Origin of the sequence: Bacillus sp. 205(2023), from assembly GCF_037027485.1 — a bacterium.
Taxonomy (GTDB): Bacteria; Bacillota; Bacilli; order Bacillales; family Bacillaceae; genus Bacillus; species Bacillus halotolerans.
In genome coordinates this window covers 98,378-120,294 of the sequence record NZ_JAXCHF010000004.1, presented here as the reverse complement: position 1 = coordinate 120,294, position 21,917 = coordinate 98,378, and the positions used below count along the sequence as shown (strand labels likewise).

23 protein-coding genes, 1 tRNA gene and 2 pseudogenes are annotated in these 21,917 nt (G+C 43.4%); 14 read left to right on the top strand and 12 right to left on the bottom strand.

Annotation, left to right across the window (positions count from 1 at the left end; all coding sequences use genetic code 11):
- Positions 1-9: 9 nt before the first annotated feature.
- On the bottom strand, positions 10-330 hold the full coding sequence (locus WA325_RS12685) for a MazG nucleotide pyrophosphohydrolase domain-containing protein (RefSeq protein ID WP_003219846.1): 321 nt from the start codon (positions 328-330) through the stop codon (positions 10-12).
- 116 nt (positions 331-446) lie between these two features.
- Here WA325_RS12685 and WA325_RS12680 point away from each other — a divergent pair, with 116 nt between their 5' ends.
- Positions 447-1,022, top strand: a complete 576-nt coding sequence (locus WA325_RS12680) for a TIGR00730 family Rossman fold protein (RefSeq protein ID WP_024122955.1) — start codon at positions 447-449, stop codon at positions 1,020-1,022.
- A gap of 34 nt (positions 1,023-1,056) precedes the next feature.
- Here WA325_RS12680 and clpP read toward each other — a convergent pair whose 3' ends face one another.
- Complete coding sequence (gene clpP, locus WA325_RS12675; protein ID WP_003219849.1) at positions 1,057-1,653, bottom strand: ATP-dependent Clp endopeptidase proteolytic subunit ClpP; 597 nt, start codon at positions 1,651-1,653, stop codon at positions 1,057-1,059.
- A gap of 280 nt (positions 1,654-1,933) precedes the next feature.
- Between clpP and WA325_RS12670 the strand changes: the two genes are divergently transcribed.
- Positions 1,934-2,009: transfer RNA gene (locus WA325_RS12670), tRNA-Arg, on the top strand.
- 411 nt (positions 2,010-2,420) lie between these two features.
- On the opposite strand, the gene cotR is transcribed toward WA325_RS12670, so the two are convergent.
- On the bottom strand, positions 2,421-3,383 hold the full coding sequence (gene cotR / locus WA325_RS12665; RefSeq protein ID WP_336183730.1) for a sporulation hydrolase CotR: 963 nt from the start codon (positions 3,381-3,383) through the stop codon (positions 2,421-2,423).
- Positions 3,384-3,684: 301 nt separating this feature from the next.
- Between cotR and WA325_RS12660 the strand changes: the two genes are divergently transcribed.
- The 3 genes from WA325_RS12660 to WA325_RS12650 all read left to right on the top strand — a co-directional run bounded on the left by WA325_RS12660 (position 3,685) and on the right by WA325_RS12650 (position 6,439).
- Positions 3,685-3,924 (top strand): hypothetical protein, encoded by a 240-nt coding sequence (locus WA325_RS12660; RefSeq protein WP_105953974.1) that lies wholly within the window; start codon positions 3,685-3,687, stop codon positions 3,922-3,924.
- Positions 3,925-4,289: 365 nt separating this feature from the next.
- Positions 4,290-5,633 (top strand): FAD-binding oxidoreductase, encoded by a 1,344-nt coding sequence (locus tag WA325_RS12655; protein WP_227598859.1) that lies wholly within the window; start codon positions 4,290-4,292, stop codon positions 5,631-5,633.
- Between the two features lie 290 nt (positions 5,634-5,923).
- Complete coding sequence (locus tag WA325_RS12650; RefSeq protein ID WP_105990929.1) at positions 5,924-6,439, top strand: DUF3231 family protein; 516 nt, start codon at positions 5,924-5,926, stop codon at positions 6,437-6,439.
- 43 nt (positions 6,440-6,482) lie between these two features.
- Here the strand turns inward: WA325_RS12650 and WA325_RS12645 are convergent, their stop codons facing one another.
- From WA325_RS12645 to sacB, 6 genes are all read right to left on the bottom strand, one after another.
- Positions 6,483-6,797: a DMT family transporter gene (locus WA325_RS12645; RefSeq protein WP_024122952.1), complete on the bottom strand. Its 315-nt coding sequence runs from the start codon at positions 6,795-6,797 to the stop codon at positions 6,483-6,485.
- Positions 6,797-7,132 carry a DMT family transporter gene (locus WA325_RS12640; protein ID WP_227598912.1) on the bottom strand — a complete coding sequence of 112 codons (336 nt, stop codon included), beginning with the start codon at positions 7,130-7,132 and terminating at the stop codon, positions 6,797-6,799. Before WA325_RS12640 ends, WA325_RS12645 begins: the two co-directional genes overlap by 1 nt.
- Before the next feature lie 77 nt (positions 7,133-7,209).
- Positions 7,210-7,794: a TetR family transcriptional regulator gene (locus WA325_RS12635; protein WP_024122950.1), complete on the bottom strand. Its 585-nt coding sequence runs from the start codon at positions 7,792-7,794 to the stop codon at positions 7,210-7,212.
- 96 nt (positions 7,795-7,890) lie between these two features.
- Entirely contained in the window at positions 7,891-9,453 is a 1,563-nt protein-coding gene (aspP, locus tag WA325_RS12630; RefSeq protein ID WP_202852946.1) for an aspartate/proton symporter AspP, read from the bottom strand.
- Positions 9,454-9,560: 107 nt separating this feature from the next.
- Entirely contained in the window at positions 9,561-11,111 is a 1,551-nt protein-coding gene (levB, locus tag WA325_RS12625) for a 2,6-beta-fructan 6-levanbiohydrolase (protein WP_105953972.1), read from the bottom strand.
- 77 nt (positions 11,112-11,188) lie between these two features.
- Entirely contained in the window at positions 11,189-12,610 is a 1,422-nt protein-coding gene (sacB, locus tag WA325_RS12620; RefSeq protein WP_024122947.1) for a levansucrase, read from the bottom strand.
- A 597-nt stretch (positions 12,611-13,207) separates the two neighbouring features.
- On the opposite strand from sacB, the gene WA325_RS12615 reads away from it, so the two are divergent.
- The 9 genes and pseudogenes from WA325_RS12615 (at position 13,208) to padC (ending at position 19,482) form a co-directional block, all read left to right on the top strand.
- Positions 13,208-13,549: an ArsR/SmtB family transcription factor gene (locus tag WA325_RS12615; protein WP_336183729.1), complete on the top strand. Its 342-nt coding sequence runs from the start codon at positions 13,208-13,210 to the stop codon at positions 13,547-13,549.
- 11 nt (positions 13,550-13,560) lie between these two features.
- Positions 13,561-14,859 (top strand): arsenic transporter, encoded by a 1,299-nt coding sequence (locus WA325_RS12610; RefSeq protein ID WP_105953969.1) that lies wholly within the window; start codon positions 13,561-13,563, stop codon positions 14,857-14,859.
- 22 nt (positions 14,860-14,881) lie between these two features.
- Positions 14,882-15,301, top strand: coding sequence for an arsenate reductase (thioredoxin) (arsC, locus tag WA325_RS12605; RefSeq protein ID WP_336183728.1), 420 nt, complete (start codon positions 14,882-14,884; stop codon positions 15,299-15,301).
- On the top strand, positions 15,282-15,446 hold the full coding sequence (locus WA325_RS12600) for a hypothetical protein (RefSeq protein WP_202852948.1): 165 nt from the start codon (positions 15,282-15,284) through the stop codon (positions 15,444-15,446). The genes arsC and WA325_RS12600 overlap by 20 nt, the downstream gene beginning before the upstream one ends.
- Positions 15,447-15,635: 189 nt before the next feature.
- Entirely contained in the window at positions 15,636-16,202 is a 567-nt protein-coding gene (locus WA325_RS12595) for a complement C1q domain-containing protein (RefSeq protein WP_227598852.1), read from the top strand.
- A 132-nt stretch (positions 16,203-16,334) separates the two neighbouring features.
- Positions 16,335-17,699, top strand: a complete 1,365-nt coding sequence (locus WA325_RS12590) for a serine hydrolase (protein ID WP_336183727.1) — start codon at positions 16,335-16,337, stop codon at positions 17,697-17,699.
- 5 nt (positions 17,700-17,704) lie between these two features.
- Positions 17,705-18,412, top strand: a complete 708-nt coding sequence (locus tag WA325_RS12585) for an aspartate/glutamate racemase family protein (protein WP_336183725.1) — start codon at positions 17,705-17,707, stop codon at positions 18,410-18,412.
- 107 nt (positions 18,413-18,519) lie between these two features.
- Positions 18,520-18,974: pseudogene (locus WA325_RS12580) on the top strand (DUF3237 domain-containing protein).
- Positions 18,975-18,996: 22 nt separating this feature from the next.
- Positions 18,997-19,482, top strand: coding sequence for a phenolic acid decarboxylase (padC, locus tag WA325_RS12575; RefSeq protein WP_003235304.1), 486 nt, complete (start codon positions 18,997-18,999; stop codon positions 19,480-19,482).
- Positions 19,483-19,509: 27 nt separating this feature from the next.
- On the opposite strand, the pseudogene WA325_RS12570 reads toward padC, so the two are convergent.
- The 3 genes and pseudogenes from WA325_RS12570 to slrR form a co-directional block, all read right to left on the bottom strand.
- Positions 19,510-19,696: pseudogene (locus WA325_RS12570) on the bottom strand (hypothetical protein); the annotation flags it as partial.
- Between the two features lie 10 nt (positions 19,697-19,706).
- Complete coding sequence (locus WA325_RS12565) at positions 19,707-21,167, bottom strand: carboxylesterase/lipase family protein (RefSeq protein ID WP_336183724.1); 1,461 nt, start codon at positions 21,165-21,167, stop codon at positions 19,707-19,709.
- Positions 21,168-21,241: 74 nt separating this feature from the next.
- Positions 21,242-21,700 carry an HTH-type transcriptional regulator SlrR gene (gene slrR, locus WA325_RS12560; protein ID WP_268511142.1) on the bottom strand — a complete coding sequence of 153 codons (459 nt, stop codon included), beginning with the start codon at positions 21,698-21,700 and terminating at the stop codon, positions 21,242-21,244.
- Positions 21,701-21,917: the final 217 nt, after the last annotated feature.

The following is a 21,917-nucleotide window of genomic DNA, read 5'->3' as shown; positions in this document are numbered from 1 at the left end:
GCCGTTTTTTTATGCATGCTCAAATCGCTTTGTCAGTTTTTCTTGGTGGGCTTTCATCACGTCTTCTAAAGAAACACCGTACATATCAGCAAGGATGGCGATATTTCCGATGACGTCTCCCATTTCTTCAATCAATTCTTGTTTTTGCTCAGCTCGTGTCGATTCTTTCTCATCCGGCCGGTCTCTGCCGATTTCATACGCTCTGACAGCCCGTGCCAGCTCTCCGGCTTCCTCCATTAAAAATCCGACTCGAATAAACGGTCCGTATTCCGTCCAGCCCCTTTTTTCGTAAAACTCTTTCATCCATTTTTCAGCATCAGCCAGCTGCAACATCATCACTCCTGCATTCTTTATGTATTTCATATTGATATTATCACATGAAGATGGGACAATATATAGTGTGTTTTTTGAATGTTAACACGATATATAGATGCGGAGATGACGAGATGAAAACAATTTGTGTATTTGCGGGCTCAAACCCGGGGGGAAATGAAGCGTATAAAAGAAAAGCGACAGAGCTTGGCGTGTATATGGCAGAGCAGGGAATCGGCCTGGTATACGGGGGCTCTCGTGTAGGGCTGATGGGCGCGATTGCCGATGCGTTAATGGAAAACGGCGGCACCGCAATTGGCGTGATGCCAAGCGGCCTGTTCAGCGGAGAGGTTGTCCATCAAAATCTGACAGAGCTGATTGAAGTCAACGGCATGCATGAACGGAAGGCAAAAATGAGCGAACTGGCTGACGGCTATATCGCCATGCCGGGCGGTTTCGGTACATATGAAGAATTATTTGAAGTGCTTTGCTGGGCGCAGATCGGCATTCATCAAAAGCCGATCGGACTGTATAATGTCAACGGATATTTTGAACCGATGATGAAAATGGTCAAATACAGCATTCAAGAAGGATTTTCTAACGACTCTCATCTTAAACTGATTCATAGCTCTTCACGGCCCGATGAGTTAGTTGAGCAAATGAAGAACTACTCATATCCGATTTTAGAGAAAAAGTGGACAGAAATTTAAAAAAGAGCCCTCCGAAAGGAAGGCTCTTCTCGTTTTACTTTTGCTCTTCAGTGTTACGAGTCAGAATTTTGTCAATCAGGCCGTATTCAAGCGCTTCTTCAGCAGACTTGAAGTTATCACGGTCTGTGTCGCGTTCGATCACTTCAAGCGGCTGGCCAGTACGTTCAGCAAGCACTTTGTTTAATTTGTCGCGAAGCAAGAGAATACGTTTCGCGGCAATTTCAATTTCTGTAGCTTGACCTTGAGCTCCGCCAAGAGGCTGGTGAATCATAACTTCACTGTTCGGAAGCGCATAGCGTTTGCCTTTTTCTCCGGCAGCAAGCAAGAACGCGCCCATTGACGCAGCCATACCGATACAAATTGTAGATACCTTCGGCTTAATAAACTGCATGGTATCATAGATCGCCATACCGGCTGTGATAGAGCCGCCCGGGCTGTTGATGTAAATAGAAATATCTTTTTCAGGGTCTTCCGCTTCTAAGAATAAAAGCTGTGACACGATGGAGTTCGCAACGTTGTCATCAATCGCAGATCCAAGCATGATGATACGATCCTTTAATAAACGAGAATAAATGTCATACGCTCTTTCCCCGCGGTTCGTTTGTTCAATGACTGTAGGTATTAAATTCATAATGCTCCTCCTTCACCTTTTAGGTAAGTATGTAGTTACATGATACATTTTTGGTCAATAAAGGTCAAACAAAAAGCTGGCTTGACATGCAAACTCTTCTCTTTTTCCCATTTTCCCCAAAAATACAATGGTTCAAACCATCGTATGAGAGCTTCTGAAAGAAGATGATGTGTCTTCTAAAAAAAACAGCCCTTTAAAATAGAGGGTTGTTATTTCGGCTGAAATGCCGTATAATGAGTTATGCTGACGTTATCATCACGCAGTGAAAATATGTCAATATGCGCTCGTAGCTCAGTTGGATAGAGCGGTGGTTTCCGGTACCACGTCTGCCGGGGGTTCGAATCCCTCCGAGCGCGTCCAATAGAACAACAGGAAAGACAAGGGTTTGGCATTTGCCGCTCTTGTCTTTTTTGTATGAAAAAATTGGAATTGCAAACCTTCGAGTTTCGAAATAAATTTCAAATCAATCATTATCGATTGCATTCTTTAGTTTGAACCACCATTATCAAAAGAAGAAGCATGAATTTATTCATTCGTCTTATTAGCTTGTGATGAACAAACCTTAAAAAGAAATCCAGTTCTTACTGATACTTTACAAAAAAAGTTGTTTACTTGTTGGAATCTAAGGAGACATTACACTTCGTAATCAACTTTATTGTCAAAACACAGAAGAAACAAAATTCTTTTTACCCATTGCCTGTATTTATTTCGAGAATGCTTTTCTCAGAGAAAAGTTGTAAGTTAAGGAAATGTAATTGAGAATAGTTCTAAAATAACCTCCAGTTCTTCTCTATAAATTGGATCGCAGGTTGTAAGTTGGTTTTGTTCGCAATCTCAATGAGAGCGGGAACCACGGTAGGATCCGTTTTGGAGAAGTTAGGAATCCGCGGATCTAACCGAAAAAAGCGATCTCCCAGAAGATTCGCACTGACCATGGATTCATAGTAACCATTTCCGCCAGAGATCATCTGAAGAAATGGCAGTAAAGGTTCATTAGGCGACCTGTCCAAAAGGACTCCCCAATTTGGAGGAAGGTTCTTGAGGTTTTCAGGACGTATGTTATCTGCACTTACCATTCCCCACCCCCTCGTATCTCTTCTTAACCGAGTCGGGGCTTCACCTGTTCCAATGGATAATGCCGCAATTTGATCCAATGGTACGTTGGCTTTACCAACTGCAAACGCGATACTGGCTGTACTAGGGTTCGTTGCTACCACATATCCGTCCACGTAGTTTTGATAGGCGCGTTGCGTCGCGGGAGCACCGCTGCTCCGCAATATGACATCACTCACTTTCTCATCTAAATAGGGAGAGCCGGGAAAGTTGTGAAATAATACAGGAGTCCAACGATCCAGTTTTGGAGAGTATAATTTGAATGATGGGACAACAATTCGTTTTCTTAAATCTATAAGATGAAGATCTGCTGGGAAAAAATTTCGTACCGCTTTAATAAAACCGGAATATGGTAATTGCTGATTGAAAACAGGTCCGCCCGGCCGAGACATGCTGAATGCGGGCAGGATTTCATCCTCAAAATACTGAAGTGTTTCCTTCGGAGATCTTCCGCTTGCTAATGCAAGGGCAGTAAATGAACCGATTGAATTTCCCGAAAATACATGAGTTCGACTTATTACTGTTGGATTTTGTTTAGCCAGTCTGTTCAACAGCTGTAAACTTAAAGCGCCTAAGGTACCTCCCCCATCAAAGGTCATGATCCGATATTTTGCCAAAGCTGATTTCTCCTTTCTAAATAAAACTATCTCATTATATGTTTATCTAGAATCTGTTGTATGGATGAATGAGCCACCTCTTCTTCTATACATTGTTCGATTTATCAATCATCAGCGATTTTTTATACTAATGAAAATAGGAATGAAATCAATGAAAAAGTTCAGTGAATTTATATTTACTGAACTTTTTTGTTGGAAAATTGTCCTAAAATGTGTTGGTTAATCAAAATACTAGTCCAAGCTACAGTTTTTTATATACATAATATGTAGAGATTCAAAAATATGAAAAGGAGTGATCGTTATGTCTAATTACTATTATGACGAAGATCAATGGTATGTTCATAAGAAAAAACACTACAACGAAGACTGTGACCTTGACCATGATCTTGTTGACGAGGAAGCAGAAGCATTAAGACGAGACGCAGCAAGAGCAAGAGCAGAAGAAGCGGAAAGATTAGCAGCAAGAGCGAAGTATAAAGAACATCAAGATAGAGAACTGGTTTGCAAATGTATATGCAAGAAGAGAAAAAATAAATATTAATTTAATCATTTAATAGAAGCGATTCAAAATGTAAACATACATATTGAATCGCTCTTTCCAAACAAATATTTACACTGGCAAAAATCCGTACATGGCTATAATAAGAAAATACGATTCTTGCTGAGGATCTGACAGGAAGATTGCTCAAAAGCTTTATTAAAAAATGATCAACTGGATTCTCAGCAGAACTCACCGCCGAAAAAGGCTTAACAGGCAAACATAAAGTGAGGGAAGACAAGAGTTTTAGCAACTTGCTATCCTTGTCTTTTTTGTATGTTTTTAAGTGAATAGATCATTTGTCTAAGAATTTATCCAGATCCTACATATGCTGATATCGGAATCAAATTTTATTGGGAGTGAAATATATGGGATCAACACAGTTAACAGGGCGTGTAATCTTCAAAGGGGACCCCGGCTATACACAGGCAGTTAAGAATTGGAACCCTTATGTTGATGTCTATCCTCTTGTCTTTGTTTTTGCACAAGATTCATACGATGTAAGTAATGCTATTAAATGGGCTCGTGAGAATAATGTGCCCTTACGTGTCAGAAGTGGTCGCCATGCTCTAGATAAGAACCTTTCAGTAGTAAGTGGAGGAATTGTTATTGATGTGAGTGACATGAATAAAGTTTTCTTAGATGAAGAAAACGCGATTGCAACCGTTCAAACTGGCATTCATGTTGGCCCGCTTGTAAAAGGATTAGCTCGAGATGGTTTTATGGCTCCGTTTGGAGACAGCCCAACAGTTGGAATCGGAGGAATTACGATGGGCGGTGGATTTGGAGTAGTCTCACGATCGATTGGCCTTATAAGTGATAACCTTCTCGCACTGAAAACGGTAGATGCAAAAGGCAGGATTATTCACGCAGATCAATCTTGCAATGAGGATTTACTATGGGCTTCTAGAGGTGGCGGCGGAGGAAATTTTGGATATAATACCCAATATACTTTCAAAGTTCATCGTGCCCCTAAAACAGCAACTGTCTTCAATATTATTTGGCCATGGGAACAATTGGAGACGGTTTTTAAAGCCTGGCAGAAATGGGCACCGTTTGTAGATGAACGATTAGGATGCTACCTTGAAATTTACAGCAAAATAAATGGTTTGTGTCATGCAGAAGGAATTTTCCTCGGTCCAAAAAATGAATTGATTAAATTATTAAATCCTTTATTAAATGCTGGAACTCCAACACGAGCAGATATCAAAACATTATCCTATCCAGATGCTATAGATTTCTTAGACCCTGACGAACCCATCCCTGGCAGAAATGATCAGAGTGTTAAATTCTCCTCAGCCTGGGGACATGATCTTTGGTCTGACGAACCCATTTCAATCATGAGAAAATTCTTGGAAGAGGCCCCTGGAGCAGACTCCAATTTCTTTTTTATAAATTGGGGGGGTGCGATAAGAAGAGTACCTAAAGACGAAACAGCCTTTTTTTGGCGTCATCCACTGTTTTATACGGAATGGACGGCTAGTTGGCAAAATAAATCACAAGAAGCTTCAAACCTTGCCTCAGTTGAAAGAGTACGTCAGCTGATGCAACCATATGTAGCAGGTTCATATGTTAATGTTCCAGATCAAAACATTGAAAATTTCGGAAAAGAATATTATGGCGCAAACTTTGCAAGGCTTCGTAAAATAAAAGCGAAATATGATCCCGAAAATTTATTTTGTTTTCCACAAAGCATCCCGCCAGCTCGTTAAAAATTAATTCGTTTCGAAAATAAAACCCTCTGAGTTTATAACTTTAATTAAAAAATAGATGGAATCAATAACTCATACTACAAAAGCATTTGAATGGTTTCCGGCACCACGTCTGCCGGGGGGGGCGAATCCCTCCGAGCGCGTCCAATAGAACAACAGGAAAGACGAGGGTTTGGCATTTTGCCGCTTTTGTCTTTTTTGTTTTATAAAAATTTCCCGCTGAAACATAAATATTCCTCCTCTTGGGCACGTTATGAGATGTACGATATGAATTTGCAAGGAGGAAGAACATGGGTATTTTAAGCGGAAACCCGCAGGAAGAACCGATGCATTACGGTGAGGTATTCAGTTTGTGGAGTTATGTGATGGCGGGAAATAAAATGATCGGCAATTACCAGATGTTATTGCATCATGTTGGTGATGGCGATTTAAAGAAGCTGCTTCGTGAGTCCATCGAGAAATGCCAAGATGAAATCAAACAGGTCAGCAATATCCTGAAAGAAAATGGCGTGGGGCTTCCGCCCGCTTCTCCTGAACCGCCGGATGCAGATCTTAACGACATTCCGCCGGGCGCGCGGTTTCTCGATCCGGATGTGGCCGCATCTGCAGCGGCGCAAAATGCAGCCGGTCTTGTGACATGCAGCAAAATTATGGGGCAGTCGATTCGCGAAGACATCGCCATGATGTTTGGGCAATTTCATATGACCAAGGCGGCAACAGGGGCAAAATACTTAAGGCTGCTGAAAAACAAAGGCTGGCTCATCCCGCCGCCGCTTCATCTTCATAAACACCAGGAAGATGAGTAAAAGATAAAAGGCATATACAGCTTTCTGTATATGCCTTTTATGATTAAGACGTAAGACGCAGGCCGATGACGCCGGCAAGTATCAGGCAAAGAGAAATCAGCTGAGAAAGCTGAAACCGTTCCTTAAACCAAATCAGGCTGACTGCTGTTACGCCTATGCTGCCTATACCGGTCCAGACGGCATAAGCAACACCGGAAGGCAGGACTTGCATGGCCTGTGAAAGACAGTAAAAAGATAAAGCAAATCCGGCAGTCATCACAATAATCGGCCATTTTTTCTTTGTGCCGTCTATATATTTCATGGCGATGGCAGCTATAATTTCTTCTATACCCGCAATGAATAATAAAAACCACGCCATTATTTTTCACCTCTCGGCTGAGTTTTATTTTCTTTTGTGAAAAGCTTCATTCCTAAAATACCGGCTAGCAGCAGCATCAAAAAGAAGATTTGCGCTGCTGAGAAGGATTCGCCTAAGAAGATCCCGGTCGTGTAGGTTCCGACCGTTCCAATTCCGACAAATACGGTATACGCCGCGGCCATAGGAATTTTTCGATAAGAGCGGATTAACAGTATAAAGCTTATCGCTATTAATAGAAAAATCATAATCCAATCAAAAAGCGAATCCGCATGTTTGAGGGAGGAGGCCCAAACCACTTCTAGAAGCCCTGCTATCAAAACAAGTACCCAATACAACATTAACACCTCTTTTTATGAATGAACGTCAGTCATTTTTAGGCGTTAAAAAATGAGCGGTGTCACCCAGTCATTTTTTAAGCTTTACCTAAGCTCCGTTTTAAGAATGTGAAAATTTCTTTTTTAGATACTTCAAGGTTTTCATCTTGTTCAAACCCGATATAAAACCGTTCTGCTGTGTTCTCAACCAAATTGATGATGGTTCTTGCCGTCCACTTTGCATTGATGCCTTCGATCACATCTTGGCTGTCGATCGCCTTGTTGATGATGTTCTCAAGCCAGGAATAATAAGGCTGATAAATGGTCTCCCATTTTTCCATGGAATGGTCGATGGCAAGCCCCGAATAGCAGAGGACAATAATATCTTTATGGCGCTCTGTGATATGAAACGTCTCATCAATTAAGGTTTGTAAGACGGTCCAAAAATCTTCCTCGCCATTCAGTCTTCCTTTGATTTGCTCTAGCGTATGAGTAAGAAGGTTTTCCGCAATGGCCGGAATCAGAGCATTTTTGGATGAAAAATATAAATAAAACGTTCCTTGGGCAGTGCCGGCTTTTTTTACGATCTCTGAGATGGAGGCTTTATCGAGTCCCTTTTCAGAAATGACTTCAATCGCCGCCTGCAGAATCTTTTCATATTTTCCTGATGTTTGTTTTGGCATGAGGAACACCTCCTGTAATGACTGACTATCATTCATTTTATCTCGAGTGACGGCGTTTGTAAAGCGAAAAAAGAAGCAAGAGAAACTCCTGCTTCTTTATTTATCATCATCAATCGCGGCTTTCGGGAGCCCGGTATACTTTGCCCAATAGTAAATCGCAAGCGAGCCGATGGCAACCAATATGAGATCGACGGGATTGCTGATAATGCCTAAGCCATGCCCGAAAGAGCCGATATAGGAAAAAATCAGCATCATGACATAAAATCCGACGAGCCACCAGGCTGATTTTAGCTGCTGGGCCAGGCTGACGTCTTCTTTAGGCGCGTATTTGCTGAAGCAGAGATAGATCAAAAACATGACGAGCTGTGAGCCGAGAAGCCAGGAAACAGTTGTCCATCCTGACCAGTACACAATAAACGCTGTGAAAATAAATGAAAGCGGCCCGATGATGCTCATTCCTTTCAAATAAAACGGCCTGTTTAAGTCCTTCGCATTTACTCTCAGTGCGGCTGAACAAATTGGTGCAATCGCATAAGAAAGGATGAGAGCGACAGAACAGACATTGACGAGCGCGTTCCACGAAGGAAATGGGAGCGTCCAGAAAATCGACATGGCAAATGAAAGCCAGAGTGAAGCACGGGGTGTTCCCGTTTCTTTATTGACCTTTGAAAATATGCCAAATAATGTGCCATTCCGCGCCCAAGCGTAAACGAGGCGAGATGTCGTATTCATAAAAATATTCCCGTTTCCTCCCGGAGACAGAATGGCGTCTAAAATGACAAGCGTTGCAAGCCATCCTAAACCAAGCATGACCGCAATGTCTTTAAACGGCAATGAAAATTCACGGCCGATTGCCGGCCAGCCGTTTTTCAGCGTTTCTGTCGGAATCGCACCGATAAAGGTGATTTGCAAAATCGTGTAAATAATGGTTGAAACGATAATACAGATAATTAAAGCGATGGGGATATTGCGTTTCGGATTTTGTACCTCACCGGCAACAGACACAATAGGGTGCAGCCCGAGATATGCAAACATGACACCCCCGGTCGAAATGGCGGCCTGTATGCCTGTAAAACCAAAAGGCGCAAACCCTTCAACCGACAAGTTTCCCGGCTGAAAATGAAAAAACAGCACAATAATGATCGTGACCGGTACGATATATTTAAAAATAGAAATAATGAAATTGGCTTTTGCAAAGGTTTTAACGCTCCAGTAATTCAGCAGGAAAAACAAGCAGAGCAAGGCAAACTGCAAAATCCAGCCTGCAATGGTCGGTGAGTCAGAGCCCTCTTTGGTCAGGCCCGGAAACCAATAGGCCACATATTGCCGGACGGCTGTGACTTCAATCGAAATCAGGCTTGTGTAAGCGACAATTGTGACAAATGAAATTAAATAGCCGACCAAATGGCCGTGTGAATAAACCGGATACCTGATGATGCCTCCAGTGCGGGGTAGAGCGGCTCCGAGTTCTGCGTACACCAGTCCGATTAACAGAATAATGGCTCCTCCGATAATCCAGGAAAAAGCGCCGGAGGGTCCTGCTTTTGAAGCGACATTACTGACAGCGAACAGCCATGCTGATCCAAAGATAGCTCCCATCCCGATCAGAATCAGATCAAACAGCGACATCGATTTTTGAAAATTTCCTTGTTTAGACATCCGCTTCCTCCTTAGAAACAAGCCTTATATTTCTTACAATGCCCAATATGAAACAGAGAATACCGTTCTGAAATAAAAAACAGGCGCAGCCCGCGCTGCACCTGTTTTTATTCATGAATCGAATCAAAGTGTTTCACTGTTATATTTTTGAAGGAGGCTGTGCCGCCATCAGAAAAAAGGGTAATACCTTTATCTTCAGGCTTTGGGAAGACTTCATTTGAAAAAACGGTTTTCCCGTCGTCAACAAATACCTCTACCGTTGTTTTATCGACAAGTATTTTCAAATGCACCTTACGTTTGCTTACATCATAAGGAGCTTTGCTTTCGACATAGGTATTGCTTTTGTCAGGCTGATTTGTGGCTGCTCTATTGACATATGCATAGCCGCCTTCAGCGAAAATGCCGACATCAATATGGCGTTTTTGGTCTTCTGATTCTCTGAGCCTGACGCCAGCATTCTTCAGCTCTGACCAAGAAAGATCCGTATCAAGCTGGTACGTATCACCTGTTATCGACAGAGTTTTTGATCCGTTCACATCCTGATCCTCTATTTCGTCAGTTGAAACAGTCAGCTGCTCCAAAGCTTCAATCGGCTGTGAGACGAGGCTGTATGTTCCGTCCTGCTCCTGCAGTCGGAGTTCGCGTATGACAGAATCTGTGCCGTTAAAGCCGTTCTTCATTGTCGGGGTGTTGTTGGCATAATCCCAATTGTTCATCCAGGCAAGCGCATACCGCTTTTCTAATGGATCTGTGCTTTTGCTGTCTTCGAACGTCACACCGCCGTACCAGTCGAAGCCATAGTCAAGCCATTGAGCTTCAGTCTGATCCGCTGTAAATTCTTTTCCGTCGAAGCTTCCGGTCCAGTAGGCGTACGTATTTGGTTTGCCCCACGGTTTACCGTTCGCGCTCGCACCGAGAACCCATTTATTCGTTCCGTCGCTTGCCCGCATCATGTAGAGGTCAGGACATTCGACCATTCCCGCCTGCTCTGGGAAGAATCCGCTTGTGTAATGCCAGTCCTTAAGATTATCGGATTCATAAAAGCCGATTTTTGATCCTTCAGCCATGACCATGACCCATTTGTTATCCTGGTCATCCCATATCACTTTCGGATCTCTAAAATCGTCTGTGCCCGGATTAGGCATAACGGGGTTGCCAGTGTAGAATTTGAAAGATTTTCCTTTGTCTGTGCTGTACCACAAATATTGTTCCTGCTTTTTGTCTTTGGCTGAGGGCTGTGTCACAATCGCGACAAGCGCATTTTTCCCGAAGCCGGCTGTGTTCTCTTTATCCACCACGACGGAACCAGTCCAAATATCACCGTCCGGGTTTGTATATTTCGGAATCGCCACGCCTTCATCTGTCCAGTGCACCAAATCGTCTGATACGGCATGGCGCCATTCTGTACCGTTGCCTTTTGGGTAATCCCGGTTATATAGATAGAAATAATGATACTTGCCATCAAAATAGATCGGTTTTTGAGGGTCATTTTTCCATTTATCCGGCGTCGTAAAATGATATGCCGCCCGGTAGTCCGGCTTTTGGACAGATTTTGATTTTTTGGCCGGCTCCTCGTTTGACCATAAGTCAATAAACAAAAGTATTCCTGTAAAGATGAGGAATACGGCTGACCATTTGCATGTTTTTTTATATTTCATTTCGGATTCTCCGCTTTAGATTTTAATAAAGAAATAAAAGAAAATGCCAATAGGGTATCGGCATTTTCTTTTGCGTTTTATTTGTTAACTGTTAGTTGTCCTTGTTCAAGGATGCTGTTTTTCACAACAGATGTCTTTTTGCCTTTGATGTTCAGTAAGAAGCTTGGCGCAAACGTTGCTTGTTTGTCTGCATAGAAGCCTCTGTTTGTCATGTAGCTTGTAATCACGACATTGTTCCCTTTAGCTTGCGGTACGGCAAAGTGTGAGTAAGTAAAGGTCACATCGTTAGGATCTAGATCCATTTTCAGTACAAGGCCGGTTTTGTTCAGCGGCTTGTACGGGCCTGTTAAGGAGTTAGAGACATAACCCAGCATGTAAATATCGTTAGACGTAATGCCGTCGATTGTCATTTTTGATCCTCTAGAGTCAGTGAACAGATACCATTTGCCGTTCATTTTGAAGACATTCGCACGTTCGATTTCGTCAGTTACTGTGTTAGATGTGATCAGCGGCTTCATGACTTTCTTCAGTGTGTAGTCATCGTTAAGCTCAATCATGCCAAGTGCGCCGTTAGCTAATTCTGCAGTGCGTTTTTTATCGCTTTGCAGAAGTTTTTGACTTTCTTGACGGAAGAATGATGAGCTTTTGCCATAATAAGCTTTGTTAAATAAAGATTCTTCGCCTTGGTAGCCGTCTTCAGTTCCTGTGTTCGCTTCAAATACCAGGTATTTGCGGCCATGATCTTCCACATAGTGAGGGTCTCTCAGCGTATGGTTATCGCCTGAACTATAGTTGCCCTCATCAATGAATTGCTGAACATTTTGATATGTTTTTCCGTCGCCGTCAAAAATGGACTTGTGATCTTCTACACCGTTAATCGTAAGAGAACTGTCTGAAGTTGACACGTTAACCTGTGCAGTTGTCAGTGTTTGTTTGCCGTAATGTTTACCGGAAAAGTCAGTGTAGAATAAACGGATTTTGCCGTCAGATGTAAATGTAGCTGATCCTGACCATTCTTGTGTCTGATCTTTTAAGATGGGATCATTTGCATCAAACTTGTCACTATCTTTAAAGACACGGCCTGCGTTCTTCCAGCTGTCAATGGAAGTCTCGCCAACTTTTTGATAGAACATGTAAATCGATGTGTCATCCGCGTTTTTAGGGTCTCCTGCTAATGCAAAGACAACATGATAGCCATGATAGTTTGCGACTGTGCCGTCAGCGTTTTGTAATGGCCAGCTGTCCCACACGTCCAAACCTTTTGCGGAAGAGATGTTTTTAATCTTCGATTGGTCAAATTCAGGCACCTGATATTTTTCATTCTTTTGCTGTTCAGGGATTTGCAGCATGTCGTGGCGGGTAATATGGGAAATGCCGTACGTTTCTTTATACGGTTTGTGATCTGCTTCTTTCGCAAACGCTTGAGTCGCGCCTCCTGCCAGCAGTGCGGTTGTAAAGGTTAATACTGTTGCTTGTTTGGCAAACTTTTTGATGTTCATCGTTCATGTCTCCTTTTTTATGTACTGTGTTAGCGGTCTGCTTTCTTCCAGCCCTCCTGTTGATAATGGCAAGTCGGTTACGTGCAATAAAAAAAGACCTAAAATATGTAAAGGGGTGACGTCAAAGAATACACTTTGCCCTTAACACATTTTAGGTCTTGCCTGCTTTATCAGTAACAAACCTGCGTAATTTACTTTTCGACATTATTCTATTAGACACTGATTCTTATTTCAACGGGTCTATTTTCCTCTTTTGTTTGATAGAAAATGAAGAAAAAGAATTTAAGAGTACAGGTCTTATGGACTAATCCGACTGATTATTTCTTTGCATCTTCTACAGGTTATAAAAAGCTTTCGCATGGGCATAAAGTTCCTTTTTATCAGGCCTATCCGAACAACACAAAAGTGATAAAGAAATGTAAATTCATAAATCATTCACAAATATGTGACAGTATAAATAAAGCCATTTTAGCTTCATAAGGGAAGGAATGATAATAAAAAAGATTTTAAACGGTGGTCCTTTTTCTTCTAGCATATAAGTGTTGACTTATATAATTGGTGAATTATACAATGAACGCGGAAGGGAGCTGATGCTTGATGAAGCATGCCTTGACATCTGCTGAAATCAGTCACTGCCTGAAGCTTCTTCATGATCAAACCAGGCTTTTGATCATGAAGCTGCTGGAGGAAAAAACATACTGTGTCTGCCAGTTTGTCGATATGTTTGACATGAGCCAGCCAGCTATCAGCCAGCATTTACGGAAGCTGAAACAGGCCGGATTTGTGAAAGAAGAGAAAAAGGGACAATGGCGGTTTTATTCAATTAATTCGGCTTGTCCTGAATATGGATTGATTCAATCGATTCTCAGTCACATCAGCTCAGATGATGACGTGTTGCAGTCTATTCAGAAAAAAGAAACTCAAGTTTCTTGTAAGTAGGAGGTTCTCGTTTGAGTTCAGCAGTTTTAGCAGCAAGTATCTTTATCCTTACACTTATTTTTGTTATTTGGCAGCCGAAAAATCTGTCTATTGGCTGGTCAGCCTGCGGGGGAGCGGTTTTGGCTTTGCTTGCGGGGGTTGTGAGCGTAAAGGATGTGGCGGACGTTACCGGCATTGTATGGAATGCGACTCTGGCGTTTGTGGCGATCATTCTCATCTCGCTCATTTTAGACCACATTGGCTTTTTCGAATGGGCTGCTTTGCATATGGCGAAGGCGGCCAAAGGCAGCGGCCTTCGTATGTTTATTTATATTTCCGTTTTAGGCGCCGTCGTGGCGGCGTTTTTTGCCAATGACGGTGCGGCGCTTATTTTAACGCCGATTGTGCTTGCGATGATGCGGGCTTTGCGTTTTGAAGAAAAGCTGGTGTTCCCATTTATTATCGCGAGCGGGTTTATCGCTGATACAACATCGCTTCCGCTTGTGGTCAGCAATTTGGTGAATATCGTGTCGGCCGATTTCTTTCACGTTGGGTTCATTGAATATGCGGCACGGATGATTGTCCCGAATCTCTTTTCGCTTGCGGCAAGTATACTCGTCTTATACTTGTTTTTCAGAAAAGGGATTCCGAAACATTATGATCTCAGTCAGGTGAAGAAACCGGCTGACGCCATTAAAGATATAAACATGTTTCGTATGTCATGGCTTGTGCTGGCCATGTTATTAATCGGTTATTTTGTAAGCGAAATATGGTCCATCCCCGTATCCTTTATCGCCGGTGCGGTAGCTGTTTTCTTTCTTCTTATGGCGAAGAACAGCCCGGCCGTTCATACGAAGCAGGTGGTCAAAGGAGCACCGTGGGCGATTGTGTTTTTTTCCATTGGGATGTATGTCGTCGTGTACGGGTTAAGAAACGCCGGCTTAACAGACCTTCTGTCCAGCCTTATACAGGCAGCCGCAGACCAGGGGCTGTTGGCGGGAACCATGGGAATGGGCTTTATCGCGGCTATTTTATCATCGGTAATGAATAACATGCCGACCGTCATGATTGATGCTATTGCGATAGCCGGTACGGATACACATGGAATGATGAAAGAAGCCTTAATTTATGCAAATGTCATCGGTTCTGATCTGGGGCCGAAAATCACGCCGATTGGGTCGCTGGCGACGCTGTTATGGCTTCATGTTCTCGCGCAAAAAGGAGTGAAAATCTCTTGGGGGACATACGTGAAAACAGGGGTGATTCTGACTGTTCCGACCCTGCTGATGACGCTTTTCGGCCTGTATATCTGGTTATTGATCATTCACTAAAACATCTGGGAGATGAACAAACATGTCTACAAAAACCATCTGCTTTTTATGCACGGGCAACTCCTGCCGCAGCCAAATGGCTGAAGGCTGGGCGAAACATTATCTAGAAGATGAATGGAATGTATACAGCGCGGGAATCGAAGCGCACGGGCTCAATCCGAATGCTGTAAAAGCGATGAAGGAAGCGGGGATCGACATCTCCGGCCAAACATCAGATATCATCGATCCGGCTATATTAAACAGTGCTGATCTTGTCGTGACGCTTTGCGGGGACGCAGCTGATAAATGTCCGATGACGCCGCCTCACGTCAAGCGCGAGCACTGGGGCTTTGATGACCCTGCAAAAGCGGAAGGATCGGAAGCGGAAAAATGGGCGTTCTTTCAGCGAGTTCGTGACGAAATCGGCGAGCGGCTCAAGCGCTTTGCGGAAACAGGTAAATAAGCTGGAAAAGCCGGGAGGATGGTCTCCCGGCTTTTTTGTGGCTCTCATCGCGGTGATGATGCTGGCTGTACCCGCAGATAACAGGGGATACCAAACGATATTGCCATTGGTAATTCTCGTAATCGCAATTAAAAATGTGGATTGATCTTATATCTTTTTTATAGTTCTTGTAGTAGAAGCAGTAATCCGTTTTGGAACTAGCAGCTTTCATTTTTGTTTTTGAGTTTAGTCGGGCAGATACCGTTTCAAAGCCTGTAACGATCAATATAATAATGTATTGCGAAAGCAAACAAATGATAGAAGCGAAAGAAAACGTATAAGGAGGAATAAGTCAATGCCGCCACGGCCAACGAAATGGATTAAGAGAAACGATCGACCGGAACCTCTTTTATCACCAAGTGTCATGCAAGGCAGAAATGCAAATACCCCATCCACTCAACAAAACCAGCTCTTCGCACCAATTACATCAGATACGAACCAGCCTATTTCTGCTTTCAGAGCCACCAGCAATGCGAATCTGTCAGTGGCTGCAAATGCAGCTAGCGGAGTCCGATTTCAAAATGTACAATTTGATTTGGCGAATGAATATAACCCCAACACATCTACATTTTCACCGAGAACAGCAGGCGTATATTCTTTAAATGCATCAGTTGAGTTTCAAACGAATGCGATTGTTGACTTCAACTTAGAAGTCGTATTTCTCGTGAATCAAGATGTGGTAGGCGGAAATAGCCAATTTCAAGCAGGAAATCTTCCGGCAGTCGTAGCCATTACGGAAATTCTTCAGTTAAACGCCGGAGATACGGTGACAGTTGCAATGAGAAGTACTGCCGCCGGATTCATTCAAGCGACTCCGAGAACCCGTTTTGCAGCCGCCAGAGTTCCTTCTCCGACTGCGTAAAAAAGAGATTTTGATTCAATGTAAATCTAAAGTTGATTTTTCCTGCTAGAGGATTGATCAGCTTTTTTTATATTTTCAAAATAATTGAAACATTTACAGCTCAGTATCGTACGAAAAAGGGGAGGTGGAGCAATGAAGCAGAAGAAAAGGAAGGAACTTAAGACTTTATTTGAAACATTAGGTGAAAGAAAACAATTCAACGGGGCGGTTTTAGCCGCAGAGGATGGCGACATTTTATATCATCACGCTTTCGGTTATGCGGATTTGCCGGAAAAACGGCTTTTGCAAGAAAACTCTTTGTTTGAGCTGGCATCACTATCAAAGCCTTTTACAGCGATGGCAGTTGTTCTATTGAAGGAGAAAGGGATTCTTGGTTATGAGGATACGGTGGAGCGCTGGATTCCCGGATTTCCTTATGAGGGTGTTACGATTCGGCACTTATTGAACCATACATCCGGGCTTCCCGATTATACGGAGTGGTTTGTCGCCAATTGGAATAAAAGCGAGATTGCAGTGAATCAGGATGTTGTGGATATGCTAATGAATGAGCAGCCGCCTTGCTATTTTGCTCCGAATGAAGGCTGGCTGTACAGCAATACGGGGTATGTGCTGCTGGCAGTTTTGATTGAGAAGGCATCCGGCATGGGCTATGCGGATTTTTTGAAACAACATATTTTCACCCCGGTCGGCATGGCGAACACGAGAGTATATAACAGAAGGCTGCGTCCTGAGCAGATTGATGGCTATGCGTATGGTTATGTGTATGATGTGCATTCCGGACAGTACGTTCTTCCTGATGATCTGGAGGAAACCAGCTATGTTGTGTATCTGGATGGAATACAGGGAGACGGTACAGTGAATTCTGTCACAAGCGATTTATTTCGGTTTGATCAGGCTTTATATCAGGACAAATTGATCAGCAAGGCTTCTAAGGAAGCCGCGTTTTCGCCTGTACAACTGAACAATGGGGAAACGGTTGACTACGGATTTGGCTGGGTGCTGCAAAACAGCCCTGAAAAAGGACGAATTGTCAGCCATAGCGGAGGCTGGCCCGGCTATTCGACGATGATGATCCGATATATAGACCATCGTAAAACGCTGATCTATTTGAGCAATATGGAACAGGATGCTGATTATGAGCAAGCGATACTGAAGGCGGCGGAGAATATTTTATTTGACCAGCCTTATGAAATCCCGGAACGTCCTGCTGATAAAAAGAAAAAAGACATTGATACAGCGATTTACAGCCGCTATGTTGGCAGCTACTCCATTCATGATGGGACAGCTGCGACGGTGACAGCCGAGAACGAGCGGCTTTATCTGCAAATTACCGGACAGATGAGGTTTGAATTATTTCCTTCCTCGGAAACGCGTTTCTTTCTGCAATCATTGCCTGTTGAAGTTGAATTTATGTTAGGGGATGGTGCTGCGAAGAGCTTTATCATTTATCAGGACGAAACAGAGGAAGAAGCGGTCCGGACGGATAGAAAGGAATGAATTTGATGATTGGCATATTAGCTGGAATGGGGCCAAAATCGACCTCTCCGTTTTTAGATAAGGTCATTGATTACTGTCAGAAGCTCTATGGCGCTTCACATGATATCGACTACCCGCAGATGATGATTTATTCCTGTCCGACACCCTTTTATGTCGATCGTCCAATCGATCATGATGAAATGAAAAAAGCGATTATTGATGGAGCCGTCAAGCTGGAGAAGACCGGTGCGGACTTTATTTCTCTTCCTTGTAATACCGCGCATGCCTATTTTGAAGACATCCAGCAGGCATTGTCGATTCCTTTGTTACATATCATTGAGGAAACGATGAAGGAGCTTCCGGATTCAGCACAAAAAGTGGCTGTTTTAGGAACAGACTCAAACATACAATCCTGTATTTATCAAAAAGGGTTGAAGGCGGGCGGACATGAGTTTATTCATGAGAAACATTGGCAGCGGGAAGTCAATCAGCTCATCGCCGCGATCAAACAGCCGAATCATGTTCACAAGACTCAGGACATATGGCGGGAGCTATATTTGGAAATCAGTAAAAGAGCGGATCTCATCATTTCGGCTTGCACAGATTTGAACACGGTGTTAGATCATTTTCACGGTGATATCCCGATTATAGATTCCTCTGATTGTCTCGCAAAAAGCACGGTCAGCACGTATCTTGCTTATCAAAACGAACCATTCAACAAGGGCTGTATGTAATCGGCTCTTGTTTTTTTGTGTTCTTATCGTTTGACAGCCTCATGCAATGTTGTTAAAGTAAACATGTAAATAGTTACATGATCTCTTCTGGAGGTCAGGTGGTGCTTATGAAGAATCCAGTTTTAAAGAAATTCGTCTCTCTAGACATGAAGGTTGATCCTCCGATCACCATTGGTGAGACAGGTTTAGGGCTGAGACGTTGGATTCCGATTCGATCGGGAACAATAACCGGGGAAGTGAAGGACGTATTTTGCCGGGCGGAGCTGATTCGCAAATCATTCGCGCTGACGGCAGAACAGATTTATCTGCCAGATATGTCATAGAAACAGCAGATCATGAACTGATTTACATTGAAAACAATGGAATACGGCAAGTCAGCGAGCCGTTCCGAACCCAAGCAGCACCCGGTGAAATGATTGACACCGAGCATGTTTATTTCCGCACGGTGCCGACTTTTGAGACAGGCAGTGAAACCTATCGATGGCTGTATGACCGCTTGTTTATCGGTTCCGCAGAAAGAACCCCTGATTACGTTCGATTAGACATTTATGAAGTAGAGTAAAAGACTAAGGAGAGTGTGAAATATGGAAAACTTTATCGGAAGCCACATGATTTATACTTATGAAAACGGTTGGGAATACGAGATTTATATTAAAAATGACCATACAATTGATTATAGAATTCATAGCGGAATGGTTGCCGGACGCTGGGTTCGGGATCAGGAAGTGAACATTGTCAAACTGACAGAGGGCGTATATAAAGTGTCTTGGACAGAGCCGACAGGCACAGATGTTTCGTTAAACTTTATGCCGAATGAAAAACGCATGCACGGCATTATTTTCTTCCCGAAATGGGTGCATGAACATCCTGAAATTACGGTCTGCTACCAAAATGACCACATTGACCTGATGAAAGAATCACGCGAAAAATATGAAACCTATCCAAAATACGTAGTGCCTGAATTTGCGGAAATTACATTTCTGAAAAATGAGGGAGCCGATAATGAGGAAGTCATTTCTAAAGCGCCTTATGAAGGAATGACAGACGATATTCGCGCAGGAAAATTGTAAAAAACAAAAACCCGGTAAAGAGAATGACTTCTCTTTACCGGGTTTTTTTTGCTGAGTATGTGGGCACCATCACAATTCCTGCGAAAAACAGTATGATTCCAATCCAGCGAATGGGCTGGTAATAAGCTGTGTCTCGCAAAAAAACGACTGCTGATAAAATGAAGATACATGCTGCCACAACGATGACGGCACCCATGCAGCCCGATTTCCCCATGTGATTCTCCTTATGAGTGTAATAGTTTTTTCCGCTTCTCACCATCAGGATCATGCTCAATAGAAAGTTCGCAATTCAAAATCAGGGTTTCTCGTTTGTTTTCAGTATAAGCCGGCCATTGTACATCCTCGCAGCTTGGATTTCCTGTTTTTGCGAAGGCAAGCCATGCTGATTGTATCGTGTGTGAGAGCTGTTTGACCTCATCCGTAATGTCTGCTTGTACCATTCGTTTCAGTCCGTTTAGATTGCCGAACACAAACGGCAGTTCCAGTGCGTGAAACGCTTTATTGTATGGCGGCTTGTCCGGATGCCAGCCGAATCGGTACATCCAGACAGGTGCGTAACGGGACTGGGCGGAGGCGCAGGCGACGGCCGGGCGCCAAAACAGCAAATCGGTCATGATATGAATTTGGCTTTCGAGAGAGCGCGGATACAGATCGGCCGCTTTCTTTGCCAGCGGCTGACCCAATAGATACTCAAGCGCTTCATCTATCGTTTCCTGAGAGTGAACTTCTGAATCCGGTGTGAAAAATAAATACCCTTCATCACGATTTGTTCCGACTAACAGCGGAATGCCGTCAGCAGCCCCTTGAGCAATGGCTTTCTCAGGCTCAGCAGGCAGTGTTTTCGGATCAAGTGCAGGCTGGAAGAACAGCTGAAAGATATTTTCATTTTCGGTTTTTCGCAGCTGATCGGCGGCTTTAAGCAAATCTTCCGCAGACACAGTATGCAGCCTGTCCAATTGGTGGCGGTCAATTCCAAGGATTCGTAAAAAAGCATGCGCGGTGCTGGCCGCTTTTTCTTCCGTCATGGTTCGGGAAGATCCGCTTTCCAGGATTGCTTTCTGGAACAGGCCTTTTGCAGCAGGCATGGCAAGCAGTGCGGCAATGCTCATACCGCCTGCTGATTCTCCAAACACCGTTACATTTCCCGGATCGCCGCCAAACGCAGAGATATTGTCCCTGACCCATTTCAGAGCCGCGGTTTGGTCAAGCAGTCCAAGGTTGTCGGAATACGCTTCATCAATGGAAGACAAATGTAAAAAGCCGAATGGCCCCAGCCGATAGTTCAGTGTGATGACAATGACATCCCCCTGAGCCGCCAGGTTTGAGCCGTCGTATAAAGGCTCACTGCCTGCGCCGAGATAAAATGCGCCGCCGTGAATCCACACCATGACAGGACGATTTTTGCCCGGAGTGTCAGGTGCAAATACATTTACATACAGGCAATCCTCAGACTGGCGGGGCAGTTCAGGGTATGAATATGACAGTAAATCAGGCGGCTGCGGGCAAACCGGGCCGTACGCAGTTGCGTCCAGTACGCCTTCCCAGGCTGCCGGCGGCTCAGGTGCTTTAAAGCGCAATTGTCCGACGGGCGGCTTTGCGTAGGGGATGCCTTTCCATATTTGGACACCGTTTTTTGAAATGCCTTTCACTGTGCCGTATTGCGTTTTGACCATTGATTCAGACATAGCGTTCTCTCCCTTTTTCCCCATTATAAACAGATTTGTCCTGATGATGCGAACCTCAGCCCCTTATCTGATAGTCATTTTCCCATCGTTTTTAAAAAGGTTTTGACTTCTTGAACTGTCAGGCCGATTTCTCTCGCTTCTGCCATCAGCGCTTTCCACTCTTCTATATTCGATTCTGTCAGCTTTCGGTTTCGGTAGGAGGCGGTTTCAGGCTCCTCTTTCTTCAGCTTGTTCGTAAAAGTGAACAATTCTTCCTTTTCCATTCCAGCTTGAACAGCTTGCACAAGATGCACACGCCATTCATCCTCTCCGCCGCTGATTTTTTGATACATCATCGTTTCAGCGTCGAATAATTCTGTTAATTCGACATCCAGGGTTGCTGATACTTTTTTTAAAAATTGAACGGACGGATTCTTATGAACGCCTCTTTCAATCTTGCTTAAATAGGATTTTGAAACGCCTGACTCGATAGCCAGCTGATTTATAGAATAGCCTTTTCTTTTGCGGTACAAACGGATAATTCTTCCAATCATAATATGAAATTCTCCTCTATTCCTGTCGTTATTTCGTTCATTATAAGGAATTATTCGTTCTTTATAAAATTTAAAATAATAAGGGAAGCGCAGTAAATAAGAGGAAAATCATGATATTGTTCTCTAAAGAGAACTTATTGGCTTATTTTGCAATTTTTAAATAATAAAGTTTTCTTTTATAATCCAATCATTAACAGAAAGGGGCTTGGGAAGCCAG